Raw genomic sequence first — 22530 nt, forward strand, 5'->3', positions numbered from 1 at the left:
TTTATCAGCAGCCGACAACAACGGAAAGGATAAACACAGAACCTGATTTTGCTACCTGCAGGCGCAGGTAGCGGAATAAAGATTATTTTAGCGACCCCACCAGCGCTTTGCGGCTCTCCTCCAGGGAAACCACGCGATTACAGACATCCTTACCAAACTGCTGGAAATCTGCCTCCTGGTTTTTCCACTCTTCCTGAATCGCCGTTTGCAGGCCGCCCAGGCTGCCGAGGATCCCCTGCAGCGGGTTACCGCCGCCTTTTAGGACCGCTTTCGCCCCCATCTCGTTGATGCTGTCCTGCAGGATGCCGCCCATGGTCTGGTTCACCAGTTGCTGGCCGTCGGCGCGCACCTGATCGATGGCTTTATAATGAAAAGTCAGCCCGTCGCTGCGATGTTCAATAATACGCCCCATCTGCGCTTTCAGTTGCGCATCCAGCTTCGTCAGGCGGCTATGCATGCTACTGCTGGCGCCCACCTGTTCAGTAATAATTTTATCCAGCGCGGCGCGGCTTTTTTCAACCCGCGAACGTGCGCCTTCATCAATCCACGGCAGACTGCTGCGCAGGCTGGCCTGATAGTCCTGAGCCTGCTCGCGCTGAGCGGCATTCAGGGAATACGCTTTTCCGTTAAAGCTCAAGTTGCCGTCCGGTTTAATCACCAGATCGCCGTGTTCGCCTTTCACCTGCACCTGCTGCGGGCTAAGGATGACATCGTCACGCGGCGTGACGCTACACTGGTAGTCCGCATGCGCGGACAAAGCGGTGACGGAAAGCGCCACGGCCAACAGCGTTTTGCGCATCATTTTACTCCCTTAAGACAAAACGGGCCGGCAGTTGCCGACCCTTGTCAAACTTAGTCCCACCAGATATCAAAAAGTTCGCTGGTGCGAACATCGGCAAGGCCGCGCGCCTCCAGCCACTGACGTACAAGGGTCTGATGCTCCTCGGTACATTTGCCGATTTCCTGCATGCAGATTAAACCTTCCCAGGAGAGATAGCCGCTGCCGTCAAAAGCCAGCTTATTGGGCTCAATCACTTGATCAATCAGATCGTTAACGGTCTGGTCGATCTGCTCTTCGCTTGTCCCTTCCGCAAAGCGCCACGCCACGGAAAAACCCACTTCCTGAAACTCGTCGATATGCATTTTTTTACGCAGACGACGGCTACGATTCGTTGCCATTATTTCACCCTCTCGAACATTAAGTCCCATACGCCGTGGCCAAGACGATGACCACGCTGTTCAAATTTGGTTACCGGACGTGATGCCGGGCGCGGTACATAGTCGTTGTTCTCAGACAGATTACGGTATCCCTCAAGTGAAGACATCACTGCCAGCATATGTTCGGCATATTGCGCCCAGTCGGTCGCCATGTGGAAAACACCGCCCAGTTTCAGCTTACTTTTTACCAGTTCGGCAAAAGGCGGCTGAACGATACGCCGCTTATTATGCCGCGCTTTGTGCCATGGATCGGGAAAAAACAGCTGCACCATATTCAGGGCGTTATCCGGGATCATCGTATGCAGGACTTCAACCGCATCGTGACACATGACGCGCAGGTTTTGCACACCCTCTTCTTCGGCGGAAGCCAGGCAGGCGCCAACGCCCGGTGAATGCACTTCTATGCCGAGAAAATTCTGTTCCGGTTTCGCCTTCGCCATGGCCACCAGCGAAGCGCCCATACCGAAACCGATCTCCAGGGTGACCGGCGCTTCACGGCCAAACAGGGCGGCGAAATCGAGCGGCGCATCGTTGAATTCAACGCCCATCACCGGCCAAATGTTATCCAGCGCATGCTGCTGACCCTTCGTCAGGCGCCCCTGACGACGGACGAAGCTGCGAATACGGCGCAGCGGGCGACCGTTTTCATCGAATTCCGGGGATATGACGTCGTTTTTCATAAAAGTTAAGTCTGCTTGTGAGAGTGTTCGGAAAACGGGCATTATCCAAAGTTACCCGGCGGATGCAAGGGTTTACAGTCTCTCGCCCTTGTGCTGCAATCTGCCACCTTATAATCGCAATCCCGGAGCTGTAGCTTTGACTTTTCTCGCCGCGCAATTTTCAGCCCAGGTACTGGACTGGTACGACAAATACGGGCGTAAAACCCTGCCCTGGCAAATCGGCAAGACGCCTTACAAAGTATGGCTCTCCGAGGTGATGTTGCAACAAACGCAAGTGGCGACGGTCATCCCCTATTTCGACCGCTTTATGGCACGTTTTCCAACGGTTAACGACCTGGCTAACGCGCCTCTTGATGAGGTCCTGCATCTGTGGACCGGGCTGGGCTATTACGCCCGCGCGCGCAATTTGCATAAAGCGGCGCAGCAGGTCGCAACGCTGCATGGCGGCGAATTCCCGCAAACTTTTGATGAGGTCTCCGCATTGCCCGGCGTTGGACGCTCCACCGCAGGGGCGATTTTGTCCCTTTCCCTCGGTCAGCATTATCCGATTCTTGATGGTAATGTGAAACGCGTGCTCGCACGCTGCTATGCTGTCAGCGGCTGGCCGGGGAAAAAAGAGGTTGAGAAGCGGCTGTGGGATATCAGTAATGAAGTCACGCCAGCCAAAGGTGTGGAACGTTTTAACCAGGCGATGATGGATCTCGGCGCGATGGTATGTACCCGCTCAAAGCCAAAATGCGAGCTTTGTCCATTGAATAACGGCTGCCTGGCCTACGCAAATCATTCATGGACTCAATATCCTGGGAAAAAACCGAAACAGACGCTTCCGGAACGTACCGGTTATTTTCTGCTAATGCAGCACGGCGATGAGGTATATCTCTCTCAGCGTCCACCGGTGGGTCTGTGGGGAGGATTGTTCTGCTTCCCGCAGTTTGAGGATGAAGATGCACTGCGTGAGTGGCTGGCGCAACGTCAGATTAAGGCAGATAATCTGACGCAATTAACCGCGTTCCGCCACACTTTCAGCCATTTCCATCTGGATATTGTGCCGATGTGGCTTACAGTACATTCATCCAGCACATGCATGGATGAAGGGAACGCACTCTGGTATAACTTAGCGCAGCCGCCATCCGTCGGCCTGGCGGCCCCCGTGGAGCGCCTGTTGCAACAGTTGAAGGCCGGGGCACCGGTTTAGCTCTCTGGCGATTAAAGAGGATTAATAATGAGCAGAACGATTTTTTGTACTTTCCTGCAGCGCGAAGCCGATGGTCAGGATTTCCAGCTGTATCCGGGCGAGATTGGCAAACGTATCTATAACGAAATCTCCAAAGAAGCCTGGGCACAATGGCAGCATAAGCAGACCATGCTGATCAACGAGAAAAAACTCAGCATGATGAATCCGGAGCACCGCAAACTGCTGGAGCAGGAGATGGTCAAGTTCCTGTTCGAAGGTAAAGACGTACACATCGAAGGCTATACGCCGCCAGAAAAATAATAAGGGCCTGCAGGCCCTTTCTCACACAAACACAACTTGCACTCCCGGAATGATGAAAAAATACTTAGCGCTAGCGCTGATTGCGCCCCTGCTCGTTTCGTGTTCCAGTTCGCCAAAAAAAGACACCGGGTATAACGAGGCGTGGGTGAAGGACACCAACGGCTTCGATATCCTGGTTGGTCAGTTCGCCCATAACATCGAGAACATTTGGGGTTATAACGAAGTGCTACTGGCCGGGCCGAAAGACTACGTTAAATACACCGACCAGTATCAAACCCGCAGCCACATTAACTTTGATAAAGGGACCATTACCGTCGAAACCATTGCCGGTACCGACCCGGCGGGTCGTCTGCGCCAGGCGATCGTTAAAACCCTGCTGATGGGCGACGATCCTAACTCCATCGACCTCTATTCCGACATTGATGATATTCAGATTTCGAAAGAGCCGTTTCTTTATGGTCAGGTGGTGGATAACACCGGCGAGTCAATTCGCTGGGAGTGGCGCGCCTCGCGCTTTGCCGACTATTTACTGCAAAACCGCCTGAAAAGCCGCAGGAATGGCCCACGGATGATCTACAGCATCACCATTAACCTGGTGCCGAACCACCTGGACAAACGCGCGCATAAATACCTTGGGATAGTGCGCCAGGCATCACAGAAATATGGTGTTGATGAGTCGCTTATTCTGGCGATTATGCAAACCGAATCCTCCTTTAACCCCTATGCGGTCAGCCATGCCGACGCCCTGGGGCTGATGCAGGTGGTTCAGCACAGCGCCGGTAAGGACGTGTTCCGTTCGCAGGGGAAATCAGGCCTGCCGAGCCGCAGCTATCTGTTCGACCCGGTCAATAACATCAACACCGGCACGGCTTATCTGGCGATGCTAAACAACGTCTATCTGGCCGGTATTGAGAACCCAACTTCACGCCGTTATGCGGTGATTACCGCGTATAACGGCGGCGCGGGCAGCGTGCTGCGTCTCTTCTCCAGCGATAAGACTCAGGCTGCGAATATCATCAATACCATGACGCCGGGCGATGTTTATCAGACCATCACCAGCCGTCATCCCTCCGCGGAGTCGCGCCGCTATCTGTACAAGGTCAACACCGCGCAAAAAGGCTATCGTCGTTATTAATCCCCCAAACGCCCTTGTCTCCTCAAGGGCGTTGAGACTGATGACAAACCTGTATCAGACATTGTGCTCGTATTTCCGTCGGCGGCGACCAACGCACTTTATCAGCAATCTGAGCGCCCTTGTCTCCTCAAGCGCCTTCTTCTGCTGGAACCGCCAGAGTTACCAGCGCTTATCCGGCGTTAACACAGCACATACCCATACAGCCGCTTGATACCATCCGCATCCGTTTCGCTGTAAACCCCCTGCAGCTCTGGCGAAAAGCCCGGCAGCATATTGACGCCTTCCTCCAGCGCCAGGAAATAGCGCAGCACCGCGCCGCCCCAGATTTCACCGGGTACGACGCACAGCACCCCCGGTGGATACGGTAATGCGCCTTCCGCCGCAATCCGCCCCTCGGCTTCACTTAAGCGCACCAGTTCAACGTTACCGCGAATAAACTCACCGTTGGCATCCTGGGGATTCATCACCGCACGCGGGAAACTCTGCTTGCGGAACATCTCTTTCTGCAGGCTCTTCACGTCAAAGCTCACGTACAGGTCATGCATCTCCTGACACAGTTCGCGAATGGTGTAATCCCGATAGCGCACCGGATACTTGTTATAGATGGTCGGCAACACGTCGGCCAGCGGGCTATCGGACTCAATATGTTGCTCAAATTGCCCAAGCATCGCCACCAGTTGCGCCAGCTTCTCTGTGCTCTCGGCGGGCGTCAGCAGGAACAGAATTGAGTTGAGATCGCATTTTTCCGGCACAATACCGTTCTCACGCAGGTAGTGTGCCAGAATGGTCGCCGGAATGCCGAAATCGGTGTATTCACCGCTTTGCGCATCAATACCTGGTGTGGTGAGCAGCAGTTTGCAGGGATCGACGAAGTATTGATCGCTGGCGTAACCTTCAAAACCGTGCCAGCGCGCCCCCGGCTCAAAGCTGAAGAAACGCCGCTCGCGGGCGATGGCTTCGGTGGGATGATCCTGCCACGGACGCCCTGCCACCACTGGTGGAATAAACGGCTGGATCATTTTACAGTTGGCGATAATCGCTTTACGCGCCTCGATTCCCAGCGCCACGCACTCGGCCCACAGGCGCCGCCCACTCTCCCCTTCGTGAATTTTGGCATTCACGTCCAGGGCTGCGAAGAGCGGATAAAATGGACTGGTTGAGGCATGCAGCATAAAAGCGCTATTCAGCCGCTTATGCGGGCAAAAACGCGCCTGGCCGCGCAGGTGATTGTCTTTTTTATGGATCTGCGAGGTTTGCGAGAAGCCGGCCTGCTGTTTATGCACCGATTGAGTCACAAAAATGCCGGGATCTTCCGGCGTCAGATCCAGCAGCAACGGCGAGCAGTCAGCCATCATCGGGATAAATTGTTCGTAGCCGACCCATGCGGAATCAAACAGAATATAATCACACAGATGACCAATCTTATCGACCACCTGCCGCGCATTGTAAATTGTACCGTCATAGGTACCGAGCTGAATCACCGCCAGACGGAACGGCCGCGGCATATCGGTTTTTTCCGGCGCCACCTCACGAATCAAATCACGCAGGTACTTTTCATCGAAGCAGCGGTCATCAATACCGCCAATAAAACCGAACGGATTGCGCGATGCTTCAAGATAAACCGGTGTCGCGCCGGCCTGGATCAACGCGCCATGATGATTTGATTTATGGTTGTTACGGTCAAATAACACCAAATCGCCGCGGGTCAGTAATGCGTTGGTGACTACCTTGTTCGCCGCTGAAGTACCGTTAAGCACGAAATAGGTTTTATCAGCGTTGAAGACTTTCGCCGCGAACTTCTGCGCGTATTTGGCTGAACCTTCATGGATCAGCAAATCGCCGAGTTTAACGTCCGCATTGCACATATCAGCGCGAAAGAGATTGTCACCAAAGAAGTCGAAGAACTGGCGCCCCGCCGGATGCTTCTTGAAAAACGCGCCATGCTGATGGCCGGGGCAGGCAAAGGTGCTATTATTCATTTCGACATACTGCGTCAGAGTATCGAAGAAAGGCGGCAGCAAATTCTCTTCATAGTTACAGGCCGCAGTTTCCAGTTCCAGCCACTCCTGCTCTTTACCGCGAATGATCCCCGCCACGCCTTCCGGTTTTTCGTGTTCAGTTTCACTGAACAGGTAGACCGGCAGGTTGAAGCCGGTACGTTTTAACAACGAAAGGATGCCGCTGCGGCTGTCTGCTGTGGTGATAACGACTGCCGCCACATCGGTAAAATCGGTGCTGTCCAGCGCCACCACGAGGCGATGGGTGGACAGGCGGGATACCAGCTCGTGGCTGGCGGCAATGTGCATTGATTTCATGAGCGCGAATACCCGTTTCCGGAGAGTAAAAGGCTTCGGCCAGGCATCTACGCGCTGGCCAACGAAATGTCAGGGCCTGACTGGATCCCAGCTCCGACCGCCAGACATCAGTAAAAGCAGACCGTGTCCGCTCTTACTGTTGTCCTGCAGTGAGCATGCGTTACGCTCACCGCATGGTGGATAGGGGATGAAAAGTAAGGGTAGCAAGACGAGGCAACCTGCGCATCTGTACGCAGCGGCAACGGCGATGTAATAGCGATGTCATCATCCCGGCGGCCTTATCTCTTAAGGGGAGAAAATTCGCGCAATCATGTCACCTTTATAGGGGTCGCGCAAGATGAATTACCTATGCCGTCATACCACAGAGGCGCGAGCCTTCACTGTATAATCGCGCCATAATACCGCATCATTAGAAATCATTAACAGGAGTTGTATTTTGATTACAGGGCCATTTATTAACGCCAGCGCAGTCCTTTTGGGCGGCATGATTGGCGCACTGTTAAGTCAGAGATTACCAGAGCGGATTCGTACATCAATGACCTCTATTTTTGGTCTCGCCTCGTTAGGTATCGGGATTCTGCTGGTCAACAAGTGCGTTAACCTACCAGTGATGGTGCTTTCAACGCTGGTGGGTGCGTTGCTGGGTGAAGTGTGCAATATGGAAAAGGGCATTAATACGCTGGTCAGCAAGCTACAGCAGTTGCTTACGCGCCAAAAAGGGCAGAAAAAGGCGTCGACGCACGAGTCCTATATTCAAAGTTATGTCGCCATCATCGTGCTATTTTGCGCCAGCGGCACCGGGATTTTCGGCGCGATGCGCGAAGGGATGACCGGCGACCCCAGCATCCTTATTGCTAAGGCGTTTCTTGACTTCTTTACTGCCATCATTTTCGCCTGCACCCTGGGAATGGCCGTTTCCGCCATTTGCGTACCGATGCTGCTGATTCAGTTAGCGCTGGCGACCTGCGCGTCATTGATTATGCCGCTGACCACACCGATGATGATGGCGGATTTCACCGCCGTCGGGGGAATGTTGCTGCTCGCGACAGGTTTGCGTATCTGCGGGATTAAAATGTTCGCAGTGGTGAATATGCTGCCCGCGCTGGTGCTGGCAATGCCGATTTCCGTCGCCTGGACAGCATTATTCGCCTGATGATGCGTGCTTTGGATTCAATGTGATGATAGATTGTTCAGTCTGCTACAAAATAGATAAATTTCGTTGACGAGGTGCGGCGAATCAGGTTTAATGCGCCCCGTTGCCCGGATAGCTCAGTCGGTAGAGCAGGGGATTGAAAATCCCCGTGTCCTTGGTTCGATTCCGAGTCCGGGCACCACTCATTTAGAAACGGACGTCTACTGACGTCCGTTTTGCTTTCTAAAATCAGTTAGTTACCCCATCTCGTTGTCTACTCTCATCTACTGAAATCTACCTACAGCTATACTGTTTTGATGGTATATTTGCTGGCACATCCAGTTCGATGAGTTTTGTACCATCAATGGAGGCTCAACGATGGCTCTGACTGACATTCAGATTAAAAACGCAAAAACCCCAGAAAAGAAGATCAAGCTCACTGATGGTGCAGGTATGTATCTTCTCCTTCATCCTAACGGTTCAAAGTATTGGCGTATGCAATACCGGTTCGACGGTAAGCAAAAAACCTATGCAATTGGTGTCTATCCCTCCGTATCCCTCGCAGAAGCTCGTACAAAGCGTGATGAGGCCAGAGCGATGATTGCCGCAGGTGTAGACCCCTCTGAAAAAAAACAGGCTGTAAAGGCTCAGGAGAGCGGTTATTTTACGTTTGAAGCTGTAGCGCGTGAATGGCACAAAAAAATGTCTGTTGCTGAGAGGTGGATACCGAAACACAGTGAGCGCATTTTAAACAGTCTCATCAATCATCTTTTCCCTGCCATAGGTTCACGTGATGTTAAGACGATAAAAACTCGTGATCTGCTTTTACCCTTACGTAAAATTGAGGCTAAAGGCCAACACGAAACCGCTTCACGTTTAAAACAGCGTATTACGGCTATTATGCGTTATGCTGTCCAAGAAGATATGATTGAACACAACCCGGCGGATCAACTTGATGGAACCCTGACCCCACCGAAACGCAAACATTATCCGGCTCTTAAACTTGATCAAATACCAGACTTATTAAGCCGTATTGATGCTTATAAAGGCCGCAGGTTAACTGTATTAGCTTTAAAGCTCACTTTATTAGTTTTCATTCGATCGAGTGAACTACGCTTTGCCAGATGGCCGGAAATCGACTTTAAAAATGCTCTATGGGTTATTCCACCGGAAAGGGACGAGATCGAGAACGTTAGATTTTCCGAGCGTGGTTCTAAAATGCGTATACCACATTATGTACCTTTGAGCCACCAATCCATTGAAATATTAAAAGAACTAAAAGAGATCAGCTATGATATAGCTGACGGTGAAGGATTAATTTTTATTGGTTGCCACGATTATTGTAAGCCCATGAGCGAAAACACCATTAATAAAGCTTTACGTCAGGTGGGGTATGACACCCAAAAAGATATATGCGGTCATGGTTTTCGTGCTATGGCCTGTAGTTCATTGGTAGAGTCTGGAATATGGACTGAGGATGCTATAGAAAGACAAATGAGCCACAAGGAGCAAAATAATGTCCGTGCTGCTTATACTCACATAGCACAGCATATTACGCAACGCAGGCTTATGCTTCAATGGTGGGCTGATTATTTGGACGCAAACAAAGAAAGGCATATTATGCCGTTTGATTTCGCCAGAATAAATAACTGATTACCTAAAACAATAAAAGAGGCTTAAAGCCTCTTTTATCGTGGTTTAAAACTTCTTGGTTTTAAATTCTGCTCGTCTTCCTGCTGTGGTGTTGTTTCATTTTTTGGCTTTTCTTTCTTAAGAGCTTCTTTTAACTTCGATTTAAATCTATTTTCATCCATACTCAACCCTAACGGCTTTTTCTTTATTTCTTCTTTAACTATTTTTTCTTTGTTTTTTGGCTGAATAACTGGTTTTTTTATTCCAAGTCTATCTCTTATCTCTTCGATCTTAGTTGCTCTACTATTGAAACGGCTACCGCTCTTGAGTCTAAATTTATTTGTGGCTGTTGTGGCTGTTTCTGCATGATCAAGTATCCTACTGATAGAACTGCCACTAAATGTATTGCTCCCACGATTAAAGCTACTTTTAGTATAAGTTTTGATTGGTTCTTTATTGTATTGTTTTTTAACTCTGTTGAGTATTTGTGCAGCTTTATGTGTTGCTCTTCTAACTTTTGGGCTTGTTGGTCTATTGTATTTTTCGCTGAGTTTAAAGCTGTTGTGGTTGCTTCTAATGAGTTGTTCACTCTTGTTAGTGTCTGTTGCGTCTGATTTAATGCTGTGCTGACTGACTCCGATAATATCATCATCGTTTCTGATAATGGTTCTATCGTCATTGATATTTGGTTCAACAAGTGATCGTCTAATACTATTTTCGTCATCTGTTTTTCTTGCTGCGAATCTTCTAACGAGTTCATCATCTCTATTTTTGTCATATTTCACCTTTGTTTTAATAGTGTTCCAGCTAAATTTTTTACCTAATGAAGATCCCTTAAATGCTATGTCATTTACACTGAATGAAACCCCCGCCACGTTGCCAGTGCTGGCAACATTGAACTGAGGTTCAATGCCTACGGCCTGCATTCTGTCTATAAAAGTCTGCAGATCTGGTTTACCCAACATAGCTGCCTGTAGCGCGTTCTGAAGCACTATACGCGCTGGTTTCTCACCTTTCCTTAATGCCTGCTCAATTTCGTTTTTCGTAGGAGCTGATACATCTGATTTTTGACCTTTAAGCCCCTGCGTAATAGTTAAGCCGTGCCTTTTCTCTAAACGTTCACAAGCTGCTATTGTATTAAATGCTGAGTGCTGACCATGCCAGACTGAACCATCAACGCCAACACGATTAACTACAATGTGAATATGGTCTTTACCATTATCATTATCATTATCATTATCATTATGGCGCACACAAATATATTGATGTTTTTCAATATCAATATTGATTTCTTTCAAATAATCTTTCGCTATCTCTTCCCATTTTTCAGCCGTTAAATGCTCAGTATCAGGCAAGGATAAAAATGCGTGAAAGACTGGTTTTTTAATATCTGTTCTAAATTTCCCTACTGCTTTAAACTCATCAGTTAAATCACTAACATTATTTTTATCTGCTGACATATTGCTACATATGAAATCATGATCATCTTTTAATATATACTTAACTCTGTTTTTAAATGATTTCCCATGCTTCCCTACATTACCCTTCATAGTTTAGATCCTTCTGTATTTCCAACAGCCTTTTACTTACCTGCTTTATCAAAAAGTTTGTTTCAGAGACTTTGATATTATCAAAATCATTATTTGAGTTTAATTTTTTTGCTACTTGATTTAAGTTATTCCCTAATGATGAAAGCTGTATATAAGTCTTCTGGTTAAGTTCTGGCATTTTTCTTTTTATAACGGGTTTAGAGTTTAAAATCTCTTTTCTAATGTAATGACCTCTTTCAAGGCCGGAGGCTTCAACTAATGATTTTAAATATTCAAACTCTGCTTTGTTTACTCTGAACTGTATAGATATATCTCTGCGTTCTTCGTGATTTAATTCTATACGTCCTCTTTTTCTGTCTGTATCCATATTTTATTACCCCCTGTAGTAAACATATAATCTCTTATAGCTTTTATATAGTCTTCATCATTTTCATCAATCAACGATTTTAGAAGATCATCAGCTTTATTTTCTTGTATATACCTATGAGCCACGAAATAACATAGTCTTTGTTCATCACTATTTATTTCACTAAAAGGTATATCTTTATCTTGTTCTATGTAGTAAAAAAATCTGGCTAATAACTCAAACTTCATTTTTAAACTCATTTGTTTTCCTATGTCATCATCAATCATATTCTATTGCTCCTTTTATATTTTATAAGGGCTTTTTTATCTATCATTTTTCTAACATCTGATATTGCTTGCTTTGCTTCGCTTGATGTGTTTGTCTTACCCATACAACTACGGATCATAAACGCCCCTAAAAGAATACAAAGAAGCATCATTCCCACCGATACGATCATCATAATATTTCTCCACTGTATTTATTAGACATATCAGAATAGATTAAATTAAGTTCGGTATATTGTTCATCAGTATCGTTATTACATATGAAATCATATATCCTCTTGATTATTCCTTGCTCTACAAAATAATCCGTATATACATCAAAAAGACTATCTCTATTAACATCTAACTCTGCGTTCGCTTGTATGTGAAAAAAGCATCTTTGATATAAAATATCACTTAATGCATTAATAGCTTTGTGCTCATCATGGTAAATGTATTTTAAATCAAAATACATCTTTAATGCTTTTTTATATTGTTCATCATTTAAATAAAAAGCATTACTTTCTAAGAAGTAATCTTTATCTGTATATACAGCTAACCTACTATCGAAATTTTCAAAATCTTCATGCATATTAAATGCTCCTATATAGTTATAATATCCAATGTAAAACTACCGGGTTTTACCGCTTCCCCTTGATAGGGGAAATAAGCGGAAAGGTAGATCTTTTTCAACCCTACGAGCAAAGCGAGATAGGGCAATCCGAAGGATTGGGTAAATACCGGCTACGGGATTACACCTTGCCTCAGTTTCCGAAAAGCTAAAAATAAAGCTGAACTCAACCTATATTTAAATAAATAACCGATAATAAGATCTAGTCAATAGCGGCTACATAAATAAATACACTGCACGCCGAATAAAAAGCAAATAAAAGATAGGGTAAATAATATATTGTCTGTTGGTAGCCGTGCGTAAATTTTACTGTGGTGGTCAAATCGTCAAGTGCTAAATCGTGGGGTCCCGCCTTGCGGGTTCCGATTTAGTGCTTGAAGACGCAATGAATAAATAAACTTGTTATGGGTGATGGTTCACGTAGGGAGCCATCGCCATGTAAAACGGATTTTTTATTTTTCATTATGTTGTACCTTCTTATGAAAGTGGGTAACATAATGCGTTATGTGCCGTATGTTTACAGAGTTAAAACTGTACATTCATCCAGCTCCATGCTATTTTTTCTTAACCATTAAGAAGATATCAACAGGAGAAAAAATGGAACATCCTGAAATTATCCCATCAGACTGGATAGATGTAGCAGGCTGTGCTTGCGTAGTCATGAGAGTCTATCCTAAGAATTCACCATTCGGAGTTTGTAAGGTCGTTTTTAATAAAGTTAAACCAACTACCCGTGATGTTGACTGGAATGGTGAAAAATGGTTTTTCCCTCAGCGTCCTGATTTTGGAGGATATGGCAGAGACGACGATCCATATGTACGACAATTAAAAAAAGGTAGATATTGATATGGATGTCATAAACAAACCTTTTTTTATAAAATTAAATAGTCGGCAGATAATATAAAAGCGAAGAAGGCATTTATGAAGAATATACTCTTTATTTGCTTGATGATCTTATTTTCATTCAACACACATGCTTTAGAACATATCAATTGGGATTTTCAAAAAGATGGATCTTTCTGCCCGTTATTAGGGTATAAAATTTGCACAATGCATGTTTACACTGGTGATATAATCAAAGGTGATGCAAATCGATTGGATGACTATATTGGTAAACTTGCCAAATTAGAACCATCGACAAGAATAGGTATTATTCAAATTAGCTCTAATGGTGGTGATGTTGAGGAAGCATTACGTATAGGTAGAATTCTTCGTAAAAACCGAATTCAAGTTCTTATCCCAATGGATTCACATTGCTATTCATCATGTGTTTTATTACTTGCAGGTGGTGTAGGCCGATTTCCCTTTGGAGACGTTGGAATCCATTCGTTTTATAGTATGAGTTCTCAAAAGCCAAATGCTGACTATGAACAAGAAGAGAAAATCTATGCCGCTACCGAAAAATCCATAAGGGATTATCTCAATGAAATGAGAGTTTCAGGATCCGTAATGGATGCTATGTTAAGGGTACCATCATCAAAACTGGAGATTCTTGATATTGATAAATTACAGGAGTTTGGGCTTTTTGGTATAGATCCTGTTTTCAATCAATACTTGTTATCCAATAACTATCTAAATAAATAACAATATTATTCGATCGGTTAAACCTATATTAAAATAAAAAAGAAGTTGGGATCCTCCCGACTTCTTTTCAATCAATTATTAATTTAATGAAAATATTTTTATTTAATTTTTTTGTACTAGTAGTACTAGAATTTTATTAGATTAGGTTCTGGGGTTTTTAGATGGCGACTTTCAGTCGTAGTAGTTTTCCGTCAGGAAAACTTAGTTTTTCTTTAAGCATTCCCCCCCTACCCCCCACGCCAAAAATGGAAAGATAGAAGATGCTCATTGCGTCTTGAAAATATTCAGAACGTTTCCATTCTGATACTTCCCCCACGACCCACGCAAACAATACCATTGTTATTTTAAAACACTTCTCGTTTTACTAAAGAAGCTATACTAAACTAATGTTCTAAAAAACTTTAGGTATTGCGATTCAGGTTGGCAGCTACGTATCATCCGGCACTGCCACAATAACATAAGAACCGCCAATCACTTGAGGAACCTTCATTCTTATACCTGATACAGCAGGTTTTAACGTTATTGCTTTTGAGGATTAAAAAGGATTCTGGAAATGGTATTTAAAAGACTTGTAAAAAGTTGGGATTTAGATTTGACAAATATAAGTTGATTAGATAATACTTTATTTATATTTGTAATCACGTTCTCGTATAACTGATTACAAGACTTAAAAAAGTCAGCGAAAACTTTTTTAGTCCTTAAAAAGTCAGATTGATAATCTGGCTTTTTTTGTATCTTCATTCTTTATAGATCTCTATATATTACCTGTCAAGTATGAATCAATAATATTTTTAGCACCATGATCAATTAGACAAAACCAATAAATAAAAAAGGCCAGATAAAAATCCAGCCTTTTATTTTAAATGTATAATGCTTTTCATATATTGCCTTAAAACGCTCTGTATGCGATTTTGAGACGTTTACACTGGAAGCGGTGTAATCATATAAATAGTATATAGTAATGGTTTTTACGCAGCTTGATTACGCGAATAAAAAATCTTTTCATCAATCCACGCATCAACTTCACTTTCAATGAATGCGATAGACCGTTCACCAGTTTTTACAGGTGATGGGAAACTATTATTTTTAATCAGTCGATAAATCCAAGCCCTGCAAAATCCGGTACGGTCGATTACTTCAGAAATGCGGATCAGTTTTGTTTTTTCTTTCATATATTTCTCCATTGTTGTTTTGATGGAGTGTATTATTCGAATATCGCTTATGACGATCAATACCTATTTTTGGGATTTTCATGGCTTTTTGGAAGGGAACAGAGGAAAAATACAATAAACCAATTAAAAACAATTAGTTATTATTTTTATCAAAAAGTGCCTTTTTATTTGACAACACAATGCTCACTCTATCTTAAAAATGATGTTAACTGATGTCTACTACTGTAATCAGTTGTTTTTTAATTGACTTTTCTTACTCTCCCTATCAAAATGATGGCACATTTAGATGGCATAAAAATTTAAATGTATAAAAAATCTTTTATTTACAATATGGTATAATATAGGTCGATTCCGAGTCCGGCACCACTATTCTTTTTTTATGCCTTCCTATGAGTTCCTATATTGTTGCTATTCAATAGGTTGGCGTAAAAAGTCTTTCCGATACGTTTTGATTTATCCCTTCGTATCCGGAAAATTTGGGGTCAGATTGCGGGTCATTCAGTTCGACAACTGGAGTGACCCTCACATGTTAACTGACAGCAAAATCCGCTCAGCAAAACCTCTCGTAAAATCATACAAACTCACTGATTCTCAAGGCTTGTACCTGACGGTATCGACCAGCGGCGCTAAGTTGTGGTATTTCCGCTATCGTCTCGATGGTAAAGAAAGCCGTCTGGCTTTTGGCCCCTACCCTCAAACTACGCTGGCGGAGGCTCGCGAAAAGCGCGACGCTGCCCGCAAGCTGCTGGCATCCGGCATCAGCCCTTCTCAGCTTCGCAAAACGAACAATCCCCCCGTTGATGAATCCTGCACCCTTCAGTATGTCGCTCTGGCGTGGCACACCAGCAGTCTTAAACTCTGGTCGGAAGCCCACGCCGATAAAATTCTCACCTGTCTGAAACGCTACGTTTTCCCTGGGATTGGCGCGATGGACATCGCAAAGATTGAAACCCGCCATCTGGCGCAACTTGTTAAGGACATCGACGATAAAGGTGTGCATGACGTTGCCGGACGGGTGCGCCAGCATCTGACCAAAATCATGCGTCATGCCGTACAGCAGGGCATAATCAAATACAATCCGGCTTACGATTTGGATGGCGTCGTGACCCCGGTAGCGACCCAACATCACCCCGCCCTGCCGCTGAAACGCCTGCCGGAGCTGCTTGAGAAGATTTGTAATTACAAAGGCAGGGAACTGACCCGTCTGGCGCTGGAGTTGAATCTGCATGTATTTCTGCGCTCCAGTGAACTACGTTTTGCCCGCTGGGATGAGTTCAACCTGAGAGCACATATCTGGACCGTACCTGCCCAGCGTGAGGCCGTAAAAGGCGTGAGGTTCTCAGAGCGTGGCGCAAAGATGAAAGATGAACACCTGGTGCCGCTATCGCAGCAGGCGGTTGCCCTGCTGAAACAAATTCAGGCGATTTCCGGCGAATCGGTCTTCGTTTTTCCGGGCGCACATACCCTGGACAAGCCGATGAGTGAAAATACCATCAACAAGGCGCTGCGCGTGATGGGCTATGACACCAAAACCCAAGTATGCTGCCACGGCTTCAGGACCATGGCCTGTAGCGCCCTGAACGAGTCCGGGCGCTGGTCAAAGGATGCCATTGAGCGGCAGATGAGCCACAAAGAACGCAACGGCGTTCGGGCCGCCTACGTGCATAAAGCGGAGCATCTGGAAGCCAGAATCGAAATGATGCAGTGGTGGTCGGATTATCTGGATGAATGTACAGAGGGGCATGTTGCGCCTTACATATATGCACGGCAGCATAAAATAACTTCTGTTGTCTGAATATCCAGACAACTACAACCGGTATCACGTAATATTTATGGAAAATAGGCATAAATCATAGACGGGTTAATGCAGCACTGACGAGTAAAACGCAGATGGTGACAGGCGTTATCACAGGCAGCATACCTTACCCATGGCGGACATGGTTGCCTGAGCATCATCAACAATACCAGCGATTACCTTACCTGTTTTGTAAGCGGCATCTCATTGCCGTCTGTTGCAATTGCCAATGATTGACGATGATGGAGTCCTCTTATAAACGTTAATGGACTCTATCAATGTCAGAATCTCCTCATCGCCGTCGGGTTCGTGCATCCTACACCATGGGCTTCAAACTGGATCTTATCGAAAAGTCGTATCAGCCCGGCGCCTGCGTTGCCCAACTCGCGCGCGAGCATGGGATCAATGACAATCTGCTGTTCACATGGCGGCAACGCTACCGCCATCTTTTGCCTGATGAGATACAACGCCCACTCAAAAAACCAGACTCTGTCATCCCTGTTGTGGTATCTGATATGACCCGGTCACCCCGTACAGAACCGCGCGATGAACCAACTACTCCGGCTTACCGTGAGGTCATGACCTGCGAGGTGACTGTCGGCGGTGCCATTCTGCGTTTGTCGGGCGACTTATCGCCCGCTATCCTGAAAACACTGCTCCGCGAACTGACCGGGAGGGGACGATGATATCCCTGCCCTCGGGTACCCGTATCTGGCTGGTTGCCGGTGTCACGGACATGAGAAAGTCCTTCAACGGGCTGGGCGAGCAGATACAACACGTGCTGGATGAGAACCCGTTCTCCGGCCACCTGTTCATCTTCCGTGGCCGCCGGGGAGACACCGTGAAGATACTGTGGGCGGATGCGGACGGCCTGTGCCTGTTCATCAAACGCCTTGAGGAAGGCCAGTTCGTCTGGCCCGCCGTTCGTGACGGTAAAATCGCCATTACCCGCTCGCAGCTGGCGATGCTGCTCGATAAGCTGGACTGGCGTCAGCCCAGAACATCCCGCCTTAACTCGCTGACCATGTTGTAAAAAAAACATGAGCGCATTATAAATGGGGGCATGGATCAGGACTATCTCGCCCGTATCGCCGCGCTGGAAGAAGAGCTTCGCTGCAAAGACAGTCAGCTCAGTCTCGTTGCAGAGACTGAGGCCTTCCTGCGCTCAGCGCTGGCCCGTGCCGAAGAGAAGATCGAGCAGGACGAGCGTGAAATAGAGCACCTGCGCGCGCAACTGGAAAAACTGCGCCGGATGATGTTCGGCACCCGCTCTGAAAAACTGCGCCGCGAGGTGGCGCAGGCCGAAGCGCTGCTGAAACAGCGCGAACAGGAGAGTGACCGTTACAGTGGTCGGGAGGACGATCCGCAGGTTCCCCGCCAGTTGCGCCAGTCGCGGCACCGTCGCCAGTTACCGGAACACCTTCCCCGTGAGACACGCCGTCTGGAGCCGGAAGAGACAAACTGCCCGGAATGTGGCGGTGAACTGGGGTATCTGGGTGAGGTCAGTTCGGAACAACTGGAACTGGTGACCAGCGCCCTGAAAGTGATCCGAACGGTACGGGTGAAAAGAGCCTGCACCCGGTGCGACTGCATCGTGGAAGCATCAGCACCTTCACGCCCCATCGACCGGGGCATCGCCGGGCCGGGGCTGCTGGCCCGGGTGTTAACGGGCAAGTACTGCGAGCACTTGCCGCTCTATCGCCAGACCGAAATCCTGGCCCGTCAGGGGGTTGAGCTGAGCCGTGCGTTGCTCTCCAACTGGGTGGACGCCTGCTGCCGGTTGATGGCGCCGCTGGATGAAGCCCTGTACAAATACGTAATGGATACACGCAAACTTCATTCGGATGATACTCCGGTGCCGGTGTTGGCGCCGGGCAGGAAAAAGACAAAAACCGGGCGTATCTGGACGTACGTACGGGATGACCGGACTGCCGGTTCGTCAGATCCGCCTGCGGCATGGTTCGCGTTCTCGCCGGACCGGCAGGGAAAGCACGCGGAGCAACACCTTCGCCCCTTCCATGGAGTGCTGCAGGCGGATGCCTGCGTATTCCGCTCTGAACGATCACGGATTGGCATCGAAGTTCGATCACAGTTTCGCATCTGTTCGATCAGCCGGGATGCGCTAACTTTCTCTGCTGCTTTTTAACCTGGTTTCTTCTCGCTTTCCACTCCCTTCCGGCATTTCCTCATCGACTCTCCCTGTAACACTAACCGGTGAGCGGTATGCACCAGCCGGTCCAGGATCGCATCAGCCGTCGTCGGGTTCTCCATCAGCCCGTGCCACTTGTCCACCGGGAACTGGCTGACCACTATCGTGCTGCTCTGACCGTAACGGTCCTCCACGATTTCAAGCAGGTCATTGCATTGCGCCGTCGTCAGCGGCTCAAGACCCAGATCGTCAAGGATCAGTACCTGCACTTTCTGCAGCTGTTTCAGATGCTTCAGCCAGCTCCCGTCAACGCGACCCTGCGCCAGCAGTTCCAGCAGACGACCTGTGCGCCAGTACTGAACGCTGTGTTTTTGACGGCACGCCTGTTCGCCCAGGGCATTCGCCACCCAGCTTTTCCCGCACCCCGTCGGGCCCGTTATCAGCAGGCTTTTTTTGTGCGTGATATAGTGACCGTTCAGCAGTTCACGCATCTGCTCCGCCCTCAACCCTCGCGATACCGGGTAATGCAGCCCCTCCGGGGCCGCATGGTACTTCAGGTTCGCGTTCTTCCTCAGCCGCGCCACGCGACCGTTTTCTCTGTTCAGCAGCTCGTCATCGACCAGCAGCGTCAGACGCTCCTCGAACGACAGCTCGTCGTACGTCTGCGGGGTTTCACGATGACGTATCAGGCTACCCGCCATCGCCGGAAGCTTCAGCTGCGTCAGTTTGGTTAACAGGTTATCGCTCATCTCTTTTTATTCCTTTATCTGTCAGTGGTAGTAGCCCGGACCGCGCACGTTCTCATGCGCCAGCGACAACGGTGAGGGTGATTCACTTTCACCGGCCAGCGGCAGAGCCTGCTCCTCGCGGTGGTGGCGCAGCAGGTTGTCGATGAAGCGGCGGTCAGGGCTTTTGTAGTGCCAGGCCACGCCGCAGGCTTTTTCCAGCCGCTCTCTGCCGTATTTCTTCTGCAGCGCGATGAGGCCCAGCACCGCGCGGTAGGCCAGCTCCGGATGCGCCTTCGCCTTCAGCATCGCCTCAACGACTCGGCCCGTGAACGGGCCAACGCTGCGCCCCGTTTCCACCAGGCGTTCCGGCGTCCAGCTGCCGTGGCCCCGGTGCCGGGCCGGCATGTGCAGCGGGTTGGTCGAGTGTTTGTATTCATGCTGGCTGCGCGGATGCTGCGCCACGCACTGTCCCTTATGCCACACCTGCACCACCGTCTGGCCCGCCTTCAGCGACAGGCGCTGACCCGCCAGCTCGTGCGGCACGGAGTACCAGTGGCGCGCATACTCAACGTGGTAGTCCGGTCCCACCTTCACCGCTTTGTATTCGGTGTACTCATAAGGCGACAGCGGCAGCGCTGAGAGTGCGGGGGCGTCAAGCTCGCGGAAGCGCTCCGCGCGGCTCTGGTTGCCGTAGCCTTTCATGGGACGGTTATTCATGTCCGTCAGCAGCGCGCGCAGGCGGGTATTCAGCGCCCTCAGCGTGTAGAAGGTCTCATGGCGGATGCGCGCCAGCAGCCACCTTTCCACGATGAGCACGCCGTTTTCTGCTTTCGGCTTATCCTTCGGTTTATACGGGCGGGCCGGGATGATGACGGTGCCGTAGTGCTCTGCCAGCGCCTGGTAGCTGTCATTGATGACGGGTTCGTAGCGGTCGGCTTTTTTCACTGCGCTTTTGAGATTGTCGGGGATGAGCAGCTTCGGCACGCCGCCCAGGAAGGTCAGGCACCGGCTGTTGGCGCTGAGCCACGACATCATGTCCTGGCTTTCGCAGGCCTCAACGTAGGTGTAGTTGGACGCCCCCATCACGGCCACGAAGATGGCCACCCGGCGTATTTCACCGGTATCCGGGTTAACCACGGGTACCGTGGGCCCGCAGAAGTCGATGAAGAGCTTTTCACCGGCACGGTGCTCCTGCCGCATGGAGAGGCGCCGCGTTTTTTTCCATTCCCGGTAGCAGCGGCAGAAGTGAGAGTACCCCATCGCCCGCTCGCCGGCCTGAACCTTGTACTCCGTCCACAGCAGCTGTCGCGTCACGCCGGGCTTTCTCATTTCGGTATCGAACCAGAGCAGGTCCGGCATGACCAGCTCTGATGCTGACGCGCATTTTGCCGGGAAGATGCGTTTTTCAAGGGCGTCGTGGGATAGCACTTCGGGCAGGGGCCACGGCAGCGCGGTGGTACGGAAGCGGGTGAGCACTTCAAAAACGGTAGAGGCGCTGATTTTGAGGGTGAGCGCGATACAGCGGTTGGTCAGCTTCTGGTCGAACTTAAGCTGCAGGATCTTAAAACAGGTTTCCATAGAACTCCGGGCTTCTCTCTTTCTGGACATCGTTGTCTCCGCTGCTGGGGTAAAAATCAGCAAGGGAGACCGTGTAAGAAAGCGTTAATTCCCGGCGTGATCGACAGGATGCCAATCAGTGATCGGAGGCATGCCAAACCGTGATCGACCGCGATGCCAAATCGTGATCGGAGATGGATGCCAATTCATGATCGACCTTGATGCCAAACCGTGATCGATTCACATGCCATTTTGCAATGCCTTCACGGGGTATGACCGGCTGTTCAGTGCATCGCGCGAAGGAGGTGCGCTGATCGAGGCCGCGTGCTGGGCGCATGCCCGCAGAAAAATCCACGACGTGTACATCGGCAGCAAAAGCGCCACAGCGGAAGAAGCCCTGAAGCGCATCGGCGAACTGTACGCCATCGAGGCGGAGATACGCGACAGACCGGAAGCAGAGCGTCTCGCCGTCAGACAGGCGCGGAGTAAACCGCTGCTGGCGGCCCTGCATGAGTGGATGGTGGAGAAAAACACGACACTGTCGAAAAAATCCCGGTTGGGAGAGGGGTTCGCCTACGTACTGAACCAGTGGCAGGCGCTGTGTTACTACAGTGACGATGGTCTGGCCGACGCGGGTAGAGTAGAGATGTGGCGCGGTGGTTTTAGTTCAGGCATATCTGTTAATCCACCTCTTTCGATTGGTGGTGCCTTACTGTCCTGAGCGTGACTCCGTTTCCACATCCCTCTCATCGAACCGGACTTGCGGATTTCCCGCATCCGGCTCTCTTGCAGCACATCAGACCTTCGCGTTCGGGCGGTTACGGGGGAGATCCAGCAGGCGTATCAGTCCTAACTGCTCGTACAGGTACTGGTCGGGATACTGGCGATATCCCGTTCCCCGCTGACCTTTTCTTCTCTGTAACCAGATCCTGACCCGTCTCGCCGTATAGATATCAATGTCACGGTAAATCTGTAACACTGGTCCCTGATTGAAATAACTGGCCCAACCCCTGAGAAGCGGGTTTAACCTTTCAGCTCTTTCAGCTATGGGGGTACAGTTCCAGCGTGACGTAGTCTGGGCGTGTATTTCCTGTTTGAGCCGTTTGATCGCTTTTCGGGATATTGCGGTTCCCCAGTAGGGGCGCCCA

Annotated in this window: 23 protein-coding genes, 1 tRNA gene and 2 pseudogenes; 13 read left to right on the top strand and 13 right to left on the bottom strand. The window is 48.8% G+C overall.

Annotated elements, in window-relative coordinates:
* Positions 1 to 82: 82 nt before the first annotated feature.
* Genes FE839_RS10780 through trmB form a run of 3 tightly spaced genes read right to left on the bottom strand, consistent with a single transcriptional unit; the run spans position 83 to position 1898 of the window.
* Entirely contained in the window at positions 83 to 802 is a 720-nt protein-coding gene (locus tag FE839_RS10780) for a YggN family protein (RefSeq protein ID WP_138360821.1), read from the bottom strand.
* Positions 803 to 852: 50 nt separating this feature from the next.
* Positions 853 to 1179, bottom strand: a complete 327-nt coding sequence (locus FE839_RS10785) for a YggL family protein (protein WP_138360822.1) — start codon at positions 1177 to 1179, stop codon at positions 853 to 855.
* Positions 1179 to 1898 (bottom strand): tRNA (guanosine(46)-N7)-methyltransferase TrmB, encoded by a 720-nt coding sequence (gene trmB, locus FE839_RS10790; RefSeq protein ID WP_138360823.1) that lies wholly within the window; start codon positions 1896 to 1898, stop codon positions 1179 to 1181. The genes FE839_RS10785 and trmB overlap by 1 nt, the downstream gene beginning before the upstream one ends.
* A gap of 136 nt (positions 1899 to 2034) precedes the next feature.
* Between trmB and mutY the strand changes: the two genes are divergently transcribed.
* From mutY to mltC, 3 genes are read left to right on the top strand one after another with little or no spacing between them, the layout of a single operon-like run.
* Positions 2035 to 3093 carry an A/G-specific adenine glycosylase gene (mutY, locus tag FE839_RS10795; RefSeq protein WP_138360824.1) on the top strand — a complete coding sequence of 353 codons (1059 nt, stop codon included), beginning with the start codon at positions 2035 to 2037 and terminating at the stop codon, positions 3091 to 3093.
* Positions 3094 to 3120: 27 nt separating this feature from the next.
* Positions 3121 to 3393, top strand: coding sequence for an oxidative damage protection protein (locus tag FE839_RS10800; RefSeq protein WP_138360825.1), 273 nt, complete (start codon positions 3121 to 3123; stop codon positions 3391 to 3393).
* 52 nt (positions 3394 to 3445) lie between these two features.
* Positions 3446 to 4528: a membrane-bound lytic murein transglycosylase MltC gene (gene mltC, locus FE839_RS10805; RefSeq protein WP_138360844.1), complete on the top strand. Its 1083-nt coding sequence runs from the start codon at positions 3446 to 3448 to the stop codon at positions 4526 to 4528.
* Positions 4529 to 4707: 179 nt separating this feature from the next.
* On the opposite strand, the gene FE839_RS10810 is transcribed toward mltC, so the two are convergent.
* Positions 4708 to 6843 (bottom strand): ornithine decarboxylase, encoded by a 2136-nt coding sequence (locus FE839_RS10810; protein ID WP_138360826.1) that lies wholly within the window; start codon positions 6841 to 6843, stop codon positions 4708 to 4710.
* Positions 6844 to 7279: 436 nt separating this feature from the next.
* Between FE839_RS10810 and FE839_RS10815 the strand changes: the two genes are divergently transcribed.
* The 3 genes from FE839_RS10815 to FE839_RS10825 all read left to right on the top strand — a co-directional run bounded on the left by FE839_RS10815 (position 7280) and on the right by FE839_RS10825 (position 9628).
* Complete coding sequence (locus FE839_RS10815; protein WP_138360827.1) at positions 7280 to 7996, top strand: DUF554 domain-containing protein; 717 nt, start codon at positions 7280 to 7282, stop codon at positions 7994 to 7996.
* Between the two features lie 105 nt (positions 7997 to 8101).
* Positions 8102 to 8177, top strand: a tRNA-Phe gene (locus tag FE839_RS10820).
* 176 nt (positions 8178 to 8353) lie between these two features.
* A complete protein-coding gene (locus tag FE839_RS10825) occupies positions 8354 to 9628 on the top strand; it encodes a tyrosine-type recombinase/integrase (protein WP_138360828.1) in 1275 nt (424 codons plus the stop codon).
* 35 nt (positions 9629 to 9663) lie between these two features.
* On the opposite strand, the gene FE839_RS10830 is transcribed toward FE839_RS10825, so the two are convergent.
* Genes FE839_RS10830 through FE839_RS10845 form a run of 5 tightly spaced genes read right to left on the bottom strand, consistent with a single transcriptional unit; the run spans position 9664 to position 12358 of the window.
* Positions 9664 to 11157 carry a relaxase/mobilization nuclease domain-containing protein gene (locus tag FE839_RS10830; RefSeq protein WP_138360829.1) on the bottom strand — a complete coding sequence of 498 codons (1494 nt, stop codon included), beginning with the start codon at positions 11155 to 11157 and terminating at the stop codon, positions 9664 to 9666.
* On the bottom strand, positions 11147 to 11524 hold the full coding sequence (locus tag FE839_RS10835) for a plasmid mobilization protein (RefSeq protein ID WP_138360830.1): 378 nt from the start codon (positions 11522 to 11524) through the stop codon (positions 11147 to 11149). Before FE839_RS10835 ends, FE839_RS10830 begins: the two co-directional genes overlap by 11 nt.
* Positions 11494 to 11790, bottom strand: a complete 297-nt coding sequence (locus FE839_RS10840; protein ID WP_138360831.1) for a hypothetical protein — start codon at positions 11788 to 11790, stop codon at positions 11494 to 11496. Before FE839_RS10840 ends, FE839_RS10835 begins: the two co-directional genes overlap by 31 nt.
* Positions 11787 to 11963, bottom strand: a complete 177-nt coding sequence (locus FE839_RS24665; RefSeq protein ID WP_171034863.1) for a hypothetical protein — start codon at positions 11961 to 11963, stop codon at positions 11787 to 11789. The genes FE839_RS10840 and FE839_RS24665 overlap by 4 nt, the downstream gene beginning before the upstream one ends.
* The gene (locus tag FE839_RS10845) at positions 11960 to 12358 is read right to left on the bottom strand and encodes a hypothetical protein (RefSeq protein ID WP_138360832.1); all 399 of its coding nucleotides are present in this window, start codon (positions 12356 to 12358) and stop codon (positions 11960 to 11962) included. The genes FE839_RS24665 and FE839_RS10845 overlap by 4 nt, the downstream gene beginning before the upstream one ends.
* 636 nt (positions 12359 to 12994) lie before the next feature.
* Here FE839_RS10845 and FE839_RS10850 point away from each other — a divergent pair.
* Both FE839_RS10850 and FE839_RS10855 read left to right on the top strand, forming a co-directional pair.
* A complete protein-coding gene (locus tag FE839_RS10850) occupies positions 12995 to 13243 on the top strand; it encodes a hypothetical protein (protein WP_138360833.1) in 249 nt (82 codons plus the stop codon).
* A gap of 75 nt (positions 13244 to 13318) precedes the next feature.
* A complete protein-coding gene (locus tag FE839_RS10855) occupies positions 13319 to 13981 on the top strand; it encodes a COG3904 family protein (protein ID WP_138360834.1) in 663 nt (220 codons plus the stop codon).
* 968 nt (positions 13982 to 14949) lie between these two features.
* Here the strand turns inward: FE839_RS10855 and FE839_RS10860 are convergent.
* The gene (locus FE839_RS10860; protein ID WP_040211062.1) at positions 14950 to 15153 is read right to left on the bottom strand and encodes a helix-turn-helix transcriptional regulator; all 204 of its coding nucleotides are present in this window, start codon (positions 15151 to 15153) and stop codon (positions 14950 to 14952) included.
* Between the two features lie 526 nt (positions 15154 to 15679).
* Here FE839_RS10860 and FE839_RS10865 point away from each other — a divergent pair.
* The 4 genes and pseudogenes from FE839_RS10865 to tnpC form a co-directional block, all read left to right on the top strand.
* The gene (locus FE839_RS10865; protein WP_138360835.1) at positions 15680 to 16948 is read left to right on the top strand and encodes a tyrosine-type recombinase/integrase; all 1269 of its coding nucleotides are present in this window, start codon (positions 15680 to 15682) and stop codon (positions 16946 to 16948) included.
* A gap of 278 nt (positions 16949 to 17226) precedes the next feature.
* Complete coding sequence (gene tnpA / locus FE839_RS10870; RefSeq protein WP_138360836.1) at positions 17227 to 17634, top strand: IS66-like element accessory protein TnpA; 408 nt, start codon at positions 17227 to 17229, stop codon at positions 17632 to 17634.
* Positions 17631 to 17981, top strand: coding sequence for an IS66 family insertion sequence element accessory protein TnpB (gene tnpB / locus FE839_RS10875; protein ID WP_138360837.1), 351 nt, complete (start codon positions 17631 to 17633; stop codon positions 17979 to 17981). Before tnpA ends, tnpB begins: the two co-directional genes overlap by 4 nt.
* A gap of 30 nt (positions 17982 to 18011) precedes the next feature.
* Positions 18012 to 18989 (top strand): annotated as a pseudogene (gene tnpC / locus FE839_RS10880) (IS66 family transposase); the annotation flags it as partial.
* Positions 18990 to 19090: 101 nt separating this feature from the next.
* On the opposite strand, the gene istB reads toward tnpC, so the two are convergent.
* Complete coding sequence (gene istB, locus FE839_RS10890) at positions 19091 to 19846, bottom strand: IS21-like element helper ATPase IstB (protein ID WP_138360838.1); 756 nt, start codon at positions 19844 to 19846, stop codon at positions 19091 to 19093.
* A gap of 21 nt (positions 19847 to 19867) precedes the next feature.
* Positions 19868 to 21403, bottom strand: a complete 1536-nt coding sequence (gene istA / locus FE839_RS10895; protein WP_138360839.1) for an IS21 family transposase — start codon at positions 21401 to 21403, stop codon at positions 19868 to 19870.
* Between the two features lie 235 nt (positions 21404 to 21638).
* Between istA and FE839_RS10900 the strand changes: the two are divergent.
* Positions 21639 to 22013 (top strand): annotated as a pseudogene (locus tag FE839_RS10900) (IS66 family transposase); the annotation flags it as partial.
* A gap of 165 nt (positions 22014 to 22178) precedes the next feature.
* Here the strand turns inward: FE839_RS10900 and FE839_RS10905 are convergent.
* Positions 22179 to 22505, bottom strand: coding sequence for a group II intron maturase-specific domain-containing protein (locus FE839_RS10905; protein WP_338324974.1), 327 nt, complete (start codon positions 22503 to 22505; stop codon positions 22179 to 22181).
* Positions 22506 to 22530: the final 25 nt, after the last annotated feature.

It is taken from the genome of Klebsiella indica (genome assembly GCF_005860775.1).
Lineage (GTDB): Bacteria > Pseudomonadota > Gammaproteobacteria > Enterobacterales > Enterobacteriaceae > Klebsiella > Klebsiella indica.

What these genes read in the sequence shown, in the direction of transcription:
- FE839_RS10850 (WP_138360833.1), top strand. Translation starts at nt 12,995, where the DNA reads ATGGAACATCCTGAAATTATCCCATCAGACTGGATAGATGTAGCAGGC.
- FE839_RS10835 (WP_138360830.1), bottom strand. Translation starts at nt 11,524, where the DNA reads ATGGATACAGACAGAAAAAGAGGACGTATAGAATTAAATCACGAAGAA.
- FE839_RS10860 (WP_040211062.1), bottom strand. Translation starts at nt 15,153, where the DNA reads ATGAAAGAAAAAACAAAACTGATCCGCATTTCTGAAGTAATCGACCGT.
- mltC (WP_138360844.1), top strand. Translation starts at nt 3,446, where the DNA reads ATGAAAAAATACTTAGCGCTAGCGCTGATTGCGCCCCTGCTCGTTTCG.
- trmB (WP_138360823.1), bottom strand. Translation starts at nt 1,898, where the DNA reads ATGAAAAACGACGTCATATCCCCGGAATTCGATGAAAACGGTCGCCCG.
- FE839_RS10810 (WP_138360826.1), bottom strand. Translation starts at nt 6,843, where the DNA reads ATGAAATCAATGCACATTGCCGCCAGCCACGAGCTGGTATCCCGCCTG.
- FE839_RS10855 (WP_138360834.1), top strand. Translation starts at nt 13,319, where the DNA reads ATGAAGAATATACTCTTTATTTGCTTGATGATCTTATTTTCATTCAAC.
- FE839_RS10785 (WP_138360822.1), bottom strand. Translation starts at nt 1,179, where the DNA reads ATGGCAACGAATCGTAGCCGTCGTCTGCGTAAAAAAATGCATATCGAC.
- FE839_RS10830 (WP_138360829.1), bottom strand. Translation starts at nt 11,157, where the DNA reads ATGAAGGGTAATGTAGGGAAGCATGGGAAATCATTTAAAAACAGAGTT.
- FE839_RS10800 (WP_138360825.1), top strand. Translation starts at nt 3,121, where the DNA reads ATGAGCAGAACGATTTTTTGTACTTTCCTGCAGCGCGAAGCCGATGGT.
- FE839_RS10840 (WP_138360831.1), bottom strand. Translation starts at nt 11,790, where the DNA reads ATGATTGATGATGACATAGGAAAACAAATGAGTTTAAAAATGAAGTTT.
- FE839_RS10845 (WP_138360832.1), bottom strand. Translation starts at nt 12,358, where the DNA reads ATGCATGAAGATTTTGAAAATTTCGATAGTAGGTTAGCTGTATATACA.
- FE839_RS10865 (WP_138360835.1), top strand. Translation starts at nt 15,680, where the DNA reads ATGTTAACTGACAGCAAAATCCGCTCAGCAAAACCTCTCGTAAAATCA.
- FE839_RS10825 (WP_138360828.1), top strand. Translation starts at nt 8,354, where the DNA reads ATGGCTCTGACTGACATTCAGATTAAAAACGCAAAAACCCCAGAAAAG.
- tnpA (WP_138360836.1), top strand. Translation starts at nt 17,227, where the DNA reads ATGTCAGAATCTCCTCATCGCCGTCGGGTTCGTGCATCCTACACCATG.
- tnpB (WP_138360837.1), top strand. Translation starts at nt 17,631, where the DNA reads ATGATATCCCTGCCCTCGGGTACCCGTATCTGGCTGGTTGCCGGTGTC.
- istA (WP_138360839.1), bottom strand. Translation starts at nt 21,403, where the DNA reads ATGGAAACCTGTTTTAAGATCCTGCAGCTTAAGTTCGACCAGAAGCTG.
- FE839_RS10780 (WP_138360821.1), bottom strand. Translation starts at nt 802, where the DNA reads ATGATGCGCAAAACGCTGTTGGCCGTGGCGCTTTCCGTCACCGCTTTG.
- istB (WP_138360838.1), bottom strand. Translation starts at nt 19,846, where the DNA reads ATGAGCGATAACCTGTTAACCAAACTGACGCAGCTGAAGCTTCCGGCG.
- FE839_RS24665 (WP_171034863.1), bottom strand. Translation starts at nt 11,963, where the DNA reads ATGATGATCGTATCGGTGGGAATGATGCTTCTTTGTATTCTTTTAGGG.